Genomic DNA, 8,005 nt, shown 5'->3' on the forward strand with positions numbered 1-8,005 from the left:
CGCCCTTCGCATCGGCGAGGACCTTGCCATGCTCGGAGGTGACAATCGCCGCCAGCTCATCCACATGCGCGGACAACAACTCACGGAACTTGAACAAGATGCCGGTGCGCTTCGACAGCGACACCTGCGACCAGGAATCCGCCGCGTTCCGCGCCGCCGCGACGACACTCTTAATATCGTCCTGACCCGCCAACCGCAGCTGGCCAGTGACCTTCCCCGTCGCCGGATTGAAGACATCCTGCGTACGGTCACCCGTACCGGAAGTCGACTCACCATTAATAAAATGCGCAATCGTATTCGTCATGAGAGCTCCTTACGTCCTTGGCCCAGAAGCGGGCGCTGTCCTGCCTTGTGGTCTTTGTAGATTTTGTATGCCTCTTGCGTTGATTCCAGCTCCGAGGTCTCCGCGACGGGAACATCCCACCAGGATTCTGAATCGGGAGCGGGAATCAGCGGGTCTGAATTGACGTGCACCAGCACCGGCCCATTGGCAGGATCCGAGGCCTTGGCCTGGCGGAGAGCCTCTTCCAGATCGCTGATGGTGTTCTCGCCAGGTTCCACGCGGAGCACCTTCACGCCGAGTGATTCGGCATTGGTGGCCAGATCAATCGGGAGCGTGTCACCGGCGTCGAAGCTGTGCTGCTCCTCGTCGAGGTAGCGGTATTTAGTGCCGAATCGCTCCGAGCCCAGCTCCTCCGACAGCGAACCGATGGAGGCGTAACCGTGGTTCTGGATCAGCACCACGATGACCTTGATCTTCTCAGCGACGGCGGTAACCAGCTCCGTGTGCATCATCAGGTAGGAACCGTCACCGACCATGATGAATACGTCCCGGTCCGGCGCGGCCCGCCGCACACCGATGCCGCCGGCGATTTCGTATCCCATGCAGGAGAAGCCGTACTCCACGTGATAGCCGGAAGAGTCCCGCACCCGCCACATTTTGTGCAGGTCGCCCGGGAGGGAGCCGGCTGCGCAGACGACGACGTCGCGTGGTTCCGAGATGCTGTTGACCGCGCCGATGATTTCGGCCTGCGCGGGAAGCGGCGTGTGGCGCTTGCTGTGCGCGGCGTCGACAATGCCGTCCCAGTTCTTCTTCTCAGCGGCGACGGCCTGCTCGAGATCGGCGCCGGTGCGGTAGCCGCCGAGCATACCGGTCAGCTTCACCAGTGCCTTGCGGGCGTCCGCCACCACGGGGATGGAGGTGCCGTGCTTGTAGGCATCCAGCGGGGCGACGTTTATATTGACGAAGCGGACGTCCGGGTTGGCGAAGGCTGTCCGCGAGGCTGTGGTGAAGTCCTCGTAGCGGGTGCCAATTCCGATGATCAGGTCCGCTTCGGCTGCCAGCTTGTTGGCCGCCGTCGTGCCGGTTGAACCAATGGCGCCCAGCGAGAATTGGTGGTCCCACGGGAGGACGCCGACGCCTGCCTGGGTGTTGCCCACCGGGATTCCAGTCGCTTCGGCAAAGGCAGCCAGCTCGTCGGTGGCGTAGGCGTACAGCACTCCGCCGCCGGCGACGATCAGGGGGCGTTTGGCGTTGCGGATGGCATCCGCGGCTGCACGCAGGTCGGCTTCCTCCGGTTCGGGGCGGCGGATGCGCCAGTCCCGTTCGGCGAGGAATTCCTCCGGCACCTGCATGGTTTCGGCCTGCACATCCTGCGGCAGGGAAATCGTGACGGTGCCGGTTTCCGCCGGATCCGTGAGGACCCGCAGACCGTTCAACATGGCGGAGAAGAGCTGTTCCGGTCGGGAGACCCGGTCGAAGTATTTCGACAGTGGCCGGAAAGCGTCGTTGACGGAAATGTCATAGGCGTCCGGGCGTTCCAGCTGCTGCAGCACCGGGTCCGGGGCGCGGGTGGCGAAGGTGTCGCTGGGCAGCAGCAGTACCGGCAGCCGGTTAATGGTCGCAAGCGCCGCGCCGGTCAGCATGTTGGTAGAGCCCGGTCCCACCGATGCGGTGACCGCGTAGGTTGACCGCCGGCGCTGCATCCGGGTGAAGCCGACCGCCTGATGCACCAGCCCCTGTTCATTGCGGCCCTGGTAGTACGGCATGGCCGTCGGATCGGTCACCTGGTACTGCTTGAGGGCCTGGCCCACACCGGCCACGTTTCCGTGACCGAAAATCCCGAACATTCCCGGGATGAGCCGTTCGCGGTACTCCTGGTTGCCGACCTGGTCCACGGTGTACTGCCGGGACAGGAATTCGACCAGGGCCTGGCCCACGGACATTGTGCGGTTTGTCATGAGTTACTCCGTAATTCCCTCTGCCTTGATGCCGCTGCCGACCGTGTCTTCATTGTTTCGATTGTCGCGATTGTCGCGATTGTCGCGATTGTCGCGATTGTCGCGATTGTTTTGATTGAGCAGTGACGCGGCAGTGGCCACCGCCGCAGCGACATCCCCGTCCCGCGGATAGAGCAGCGTGCGGCCAACGGTCAGGCCCTGCACACCGGGCAATGCCAGCGCCGCTTCCCAGCTGGCGAAGACGTCGTCGGGCGTGCCATTGGGGTCGCCGCCGAGGAGCACGGTCGGCATCGTGGTTGCCGCCATCACCCGTTCCATGTCAGCCACCACGGGCAATTTCATCCAGGTATAGGCACTCGTGGAGCCCAACGCCGAGGCAATCGCGACCGACTTGATGACGGCGTCGGTGCTGAGGTCATTGCGGATCCTGCCGTTGTCCCGGACTGAAAGGAACGGCTCCACCATGGCGACGAGTTTGCGCTCGGCGAGACTGTCGACGGCGCGTGCCGTGGCTTCCAGCGCCGAAACCGTTGCGGGGTCCTGCAGGCAGATTCGGGTGAGCATTTTGCCGCCGGTGGCGCCGATCTCTGCGAGCGCCTTTGCGGTATGGCCGGTGAACCGGTCGTCAATCTCGTTGACCAGTCCGGTGAGACCGCCACGGTTCATCGAGCCGAAGACCAGTTTGCCGTCGAGTGCGCCCAGCAGAAGCAGGTCGTCAAGGATGTCCGGGGAGGCGAGGACGCCATCGACGGCCGGATTCTCCAAGGCGACCAGCAACCGGTCCAGCAGATCGTGCCGGTCGGCCATCGCCGTCGGGTTGTCCCCTACTGCGAGGGCTCCGCGGGCGGGGTGGTCGGCCGCAACGATGAAGTTCTGGCTGCCGGAGCGTGGCCCGGGATGCGGTCGCCGGTTCGAGGCGGCGCGGCTTACCGCGTCCGGGTCTTCCAACCGGATGTCGGTGAGGTCCCGGTAGCGGTGCGGGCCGGAAATCTTACTCAGTACTGGATTTGTCGTCACGCCAGCACCTTGCGTCCACGCTCGGCCAGCAGCGACTTGACCTCATCGGGGGTCGGCATCGCATCGGCGCAGGAGAGCCGGGAGGCGACAATGGCGCCGGAGGCATTCGCATAGTCAAGCACCTGCTCCAATGGCCAGCCGGCCAGCAGTCCGTGGCAGAACGCTCCGCCAAAGGCATCGCCGGCACCGAGGCCGTTCAATGTCTCCACCGGAACCGGAGCGGAAACAACCCGTTCGTCCTTGGTCGCAGCCATTACGCCTTCAGAGCCAAGCTTGACGACGGCAATTTCGACGCCGGCCGCCAGCAGCCGGTCCGCCTGCTCATCGGGGGTTCCTTCACCTACCGCGACGGCGCATTCTTTGTCGTTGCCGATCGCTACGGTCACCTCGGGAAGAACATGGGCGACGGCGTCGCGCGCTTCCTGTTCCGAGTCCCAGAACATCGGCCGGTAGTCAAGATCAAGGATGGTGAACTGGCCGGGCTGCAGCTCCTTGCGCGGCCGGGCCGCGTGGGCTGCCATGTGGGCCTGGCGGCTCGGTTCCTGAGCAAGACCGGTGACTGTGGACCAGAAGATTCCCGCCGAGCGGATGGCACCGAGATCAAGCTCATCCTCGCGGATCTGCCAGTCCGGCGCGGTGGGCGTGCGGTAGAAGTAGAGCGGGAAATCCTCCGGCGGACGGATCGCACAAAACGTAACCGGCGTCGGCCAGACTTCCACCTCGGAGACGAACCGGTCATCCACGCCAAACTTCCTCAGTTCCTGATGGAGGTAGGTGGCAAACGGGTCGATACCCGTACGGGTGATGACTGCCGATGCACGTCCGTGCCGGGCTGCGGCCACCGCTACGTTGGTGGGTGATCCGCCAAGGTACTTCCGGAACGTTGATACATCTTCGAGCCCAACGCCAATGTCTTCGGGATAAATGTCAACGCTGATCCGACCGATGGTCAATACGTCGTGGGTCACGCTGCTCGCCCGCCTCTCCTGTTTCCGCTGTGACTTCTAAAAGGTGCACCAGCACCGAACCGCTTGTGATTCGAAGCACAGAACTACTCTGCAATAGATTCCATTGTCCTGTCAAATGTTTGTACTGACATACGGACAAGCTAAAAAGCGGGTACGCCAAGCTCCCCGGTTACATACTGGGCACGGCCGAATCCGAACGACCAATCGCCGGGCGAGTTTTCGACATATCCGATGAAGACGTCTTCGCCCGCAATCCCCACCTCGCCAAGCTCGTCCGCGATCCGGGTGAACAGCCCCGTCTTGGATTCCTGGCTGCGCCCGGTCTGCGTGAAGATCTGAATCATCACCACCCCGGAGCTGCGGTCGAACCCCAGCCCCGCATCCTGCGCGCGGATCTGGCCGGCGGGGTGCTCGGAGACGATATGAAAAAGGTCCCGGCCCGGGATGCCGTACTCGTCAACGATGGCGGCATGGATCCGGTCACTGATAGCTTCCAGCTCGACGGCGTCTCTGCCGGCATTGACATCAATACGCACAAGCGGCATTTCCACTCCTTGGATAGTTTGTCCTGTCATACTATCAAAGTTTTACTGTTACCGGGAGCCCCGTCTCCAGAGATTCCTGCGCAGCATCGGCCACCCGGGAGGCGGCAACAGCATCCTGGGGTGGGCAGGGATTCGTGCGGTTACCCAGGATCAGGTCCGCGAAAGCGGCCATTTCGTCCTGATAAGCCTGTTCAAACCGCTCGATAAAGGTCTGGTGCGGCGCACCGGAGGGGAAGGGCACGCCCGCCTCTGCCGACCTCAACGCCAACTGTTCATCAAGTCCGACCAGCAGCGAGGACTGCGAACCCTGAATCTCCAACCGGACGTCGTGGCCGGCCCCGTTGTAACGCGAGGCTGAAACGGTGGCCACCGTGCCGTCGTCGAACGTGACCACTGCCAGCGCCGTATCAACATCCCCAACGGCTCCGATCTCCGGGTCGCCGTTGTTGCTGCCCTTGGCATAGACCTCAACGATTTCGCGGCCGGTGAGCCAGCGCAGGATATCGAAGTCATGGACCGAGCAATCGCAGAACAGCCCGCCTGATGTTGCCAGGAACGAGACGGGCGGCGGAGTCATGTCGCAGGTGACGGCCCGCAAGGAGTGGATCCATCCGAGTTCACCGGCACCAAAGGCGCGTTTGGCTTCCAAATAGCCTGCGTCGAAGCGGCGCTGATGACCGATCTGGACGACGCCGTTATGCGCCTCCACGTAGTCGAGGACGGGGAGCGATTCGGCAACATTGACGGCGACCGGCTTCTCGCAGAAGACCGGAATCCCTGCATCGACGCCGGCCATAATCAACTCAGGATGCACGGCCGTTCCGGCGGCGATAACCAGTCCATCCACCCCGGTGGCGAGCAGTTCCTCGACGCTGGGGACGAACTCGGCGCCGAGGTCGGCTGCCACCCGCTTGGCATGGTCGGCCGCCACATCGGTAAGCCGGAGTTTCACTTTGACGTCCGGCAGGGTGCCTTCAAGGGCGGCGATATTGCGTGCATGCATGACGCCGATACGGCCTACGCCGACCAGGCCAAGGGTAAGTTCCTTCATGGTTCCTCCGGTTGAGATAGTTCATCAATTGTCCTGACAACCTATCTTTTCACGGACTACTCGCGGACGGAACCTTCCAGCATGCCGCGGATGAAGTGCCGCTGCAGGAACAAGTAGACGATGACGACCGGCAGAGCCACCAGCACGGCGGCGGCCGCCAGCAGCGCGGTTTCCTGGACATGCTGGCCCTGGAAGAATGCCAACGCGAGCGGTGCCGTGCGGAGATCGCCGTTGGGCGACATCACCAGCGGAATCAGGAATTCATTCCACGTCCACATGAAGGTCAGCACGACCAGTGTCACGACGGCGGGACGCGCCACGGGCAGCAGGATGGAAAAAAGCGTGCGGAATGAACTTGCACCGTCCAGGGTCGCCGCCTCCAGCAGCGCCTTGCTGGAGGATCGGAAACTGGCCCGCATCCAGAACGTGCCGAAAGCCACGGACTGGGCTATCTGCGGCAACGCGATCGCCCACAGTGTGTTGGTCAGTCCAACAGCCCGGAGATCGAAAAACAGCGGCACCACAATGGCTTCGCTGGGAACCATGATGCCGAGCAGGAAGACGTAGAACAGAACCTGCGAACCGGGGAAGGTCATGGTCCCAAATGCGTAACCTGCCAGAATCGACAGCACCGCCGACGCCGAGACGACGATCACCGCGACAGTCACCGAGGTCAGCATGTAGCTGGAGAAGTTTCCCTGCTGCCAGGCGTCGACGAAGTTGCCGGGATGAAGCCCCAGGAACCCATTGCCGGCGTCGGACCCCTGCGGAGCAAGTGCGTTGCTGAGGATGATCAGGATCGGACCCAGGGCCATGGCGGCGAAGAAGAAGAGCATTAGGTAATTCATCAACCGTTCGGAGCGGGCGATCATGCACTTTCCCTCTCGCCGATACGGTTCACAATCAGGTTGATCGCGAAGATCATGATGGTCAGCACAATGGCGATGGCTGCCGCCGAGCCGACCTGTCCGAGTTCAAAAGCCCTGCGGAACACTTCATAGGAGGGCACCGACGTCGAATTGCCGGGGCCTCCCCCGGTGGTGACGTAGATCAGGTCGAACGTTTTCAATGCGGCGATAATCGTCAGCGTCAGCGCCACGACAATCTCGCCCCGGACCGCAGGGAGCGTCACGGCGAAGAATTCGCGGACCGGACCGGCGCCATCGAGGCGGGCGGATTCGTACAGCTCCCCCGGTATCCGGCTCATTCCAGCCAGCAGCAACACCGTCACCAGACCGGTCTGCACCCAGGTCCCGATCAGGCCGACGGCGGGAAGCGCCAGCACGAAATCGCCCAGCCAGGGACGCGCCAACTGGTCCAGGCCGACCGCTTCCAGCACGGAGTTCAGGGTGCCGTCGGGGGCATAGATTTGGCGCCAGGCGATGGCCACAACGACCAGCGCAATCACCTGCGGGAGGAAGACGATCGTACGGAAGGCGCCGAGGCCACGCACCCGGGCCCGGTGCAGGACGGCTCCGAGCATCAGGCCGATGACGACCGGGAGTACGGAGTAGAAGAAAATCAGCACCAGCGCATGCGCGAAGGAGGCACGCAGCTCCGGATCGGTCAACACCTCCTGGTAGTTCGCGAACCCCACGAAGGTGGCCAGGCTCAGCCCGTCCCATTCATAGAGCGACAACTGAACGGCGCGGATCAGCGGGTAGATCATGAAGGCGCCGTAGACCGCCAAGGCAGGCAGCAGGTAGAGGTACGGAGTGAGCCGTGAGTGTGCCGCAACCGAGGGCCGGCGCCGCGTGCCGGCCCCCGGTCCCAGCTCAGCTGCCTGAGCTGGTGAACTCTTCATAGTCGGCTTGTGCCTCCTGGAGGAATTCTTCGGTCGTCAACCGGCCGGCGATCAGTCCCTGCAAAGCCGCTCCGAGTGTTTCGCCCATGGTCGGCGTGGCGTAGTCGAGGTAGGGCAGCAGGCTTCCCTCACTGGTGACCTCTCCATACACCTCGTAGACGTCCTTGAGCACGCCCGATTCAGGTGCATAGGAAGCTGTATTCAGCACCGGAACGTTGCCGGTGTCCGCCAGTACCTGCATGGCTTCCTCGGAGGTGATGAAGTCGATGTACGCGGCGGCGGCATCCGGGTGCTCGCTGCCGCTGGTGATGGCAAACGGCAGACCGGTACCGCCAGTGGTGACCGGCGGGTCCCCTGCTTCGACCGGCGGCGGAGCCAT

Annotated in this window: 9 protein-coding genes; all 9 read right to left on the reverse strand. The window is 63.1% G+C overall.

The genetic code is table 11. From position 1 onward, the window contains the following. The coding region (locus Y707_RS23270; protein ID WP_035780237.1) for an aldehyde dehydrogenase family protein at positions 1-304 on the reverse strand (304 nt) is incomplete at its 3' end. Then, the gene (gene iolD, locus Y707_RS0103960) at positions 301-2,226 is read right to left on the reverse strand and encodes a 3D-(3,5/4)-trihydroxycyclohexane-1,2-dione acylhydrolase (decyclizing) (protein ID WP_035780256.1); all 1,926 of its coding nucleotides are present in this window, start codon (positions 2,224-2,226) and stop codon (positions 301-303) included. The genes iolD and Y707_RS23270, both read right to left, overlap by 4 nt. An 18-nt stretch (positions 2,227-2,244) precedes the next feature. Beyond that, positions 2,245-3,258 (reverse strand): Cgl0159 family (beta/alpha)8-fold protein, encoded by a 1,014-nt coding sequence (locus tag Y707_RS23275; RefSeq protein WP_253905049.1) that lies wholly within the window; start codon positions 3,256-3,258, stop codon positions 2,245-2,247. Then, positions 3,255-4,226 carry a 5-dehydro-2-deoxygluconokinase gene (iolC, locus tag Y707_RS0103970; protein ID WP_026534119.1) on the reverse strand — a complete coding sequence of 324 codons (972 nt, stop codon included), beginning with the start codon at positions 4,224-4,226 and terminating at the stop codon, positions 3,255-3,257. The genes Y707_RS23275 and iolC overlap by 4 nt, the downstream gene beginning before the upstream one ends. A 140-nt stretch (positions 4,227-4,366) precedes the next feature. Continuing rightward, complete coding sequence (locus Y707_RS0103975) at positions 4,367-4,771, reverse strand: tautomerase family protein (protein ID WP_026534120.1); 405 nt, start codon at positions 4,769-4,771, stop codon at positions 4,367-4,369. Between the two features lie 34 nt (positions 4,772-4,805). After that, the gene (locus Y707_RS0103980) at positions 4,806-5,822 is read right to left on the reverse strand and encodes a Gfo/Idh/MocA family protein (protein WP_026534121.1); all 1,017 of its coding nucleotides are present in this window, start codon (positions 5,820-5,822) and stop codon (positions 4,806-4,808) included. Between the two features lie 56 nt (positions 5,823-5,878). Continuing rightward, a complete protein-coding gene (locus tag Y707_RS0103985) occupies positions 5,879-6,694 on the reverse strand; it encodes a carbohydrate ABC transporter permease (protein ID WP_026534122.1) in 816 nt (271 codons plus the stop codon). Next, a complete protein-coding gene (locus Y707_RS0103990) occupies positions 6,691-7,626 on the reverse strand; it encodes a carbohydrate ABC transporter permease (protein WP_026534123.1) in 936 nt (311 codons plus the stop codon). Before Y707_RS0103990 ends, Y707_RS0103985 begins: the two co-directional genes overlap by 4 nt. Next, the coding region (locus Y707_RS23280) for an extracellular solute-binding protein (protein WP_035780239.1) at positions 7,598-8,005 on the reverse strand (408 nt) is incomplete at its 5' end. The genes Y707_RS0103990 and Y707_RS23280, both read right to left, overlap by 29 nt.

The sequence above is a fragment of the Arthrobacter sp. H14 genome, assembly GCF_000520495.1.
In the GTDB taxonomy this organism is placed as follows: Bacteria; Actinomycetota; Actinomycetes; order Actinomycetales; family Micrococcaceae; genus Arthrobacter_C.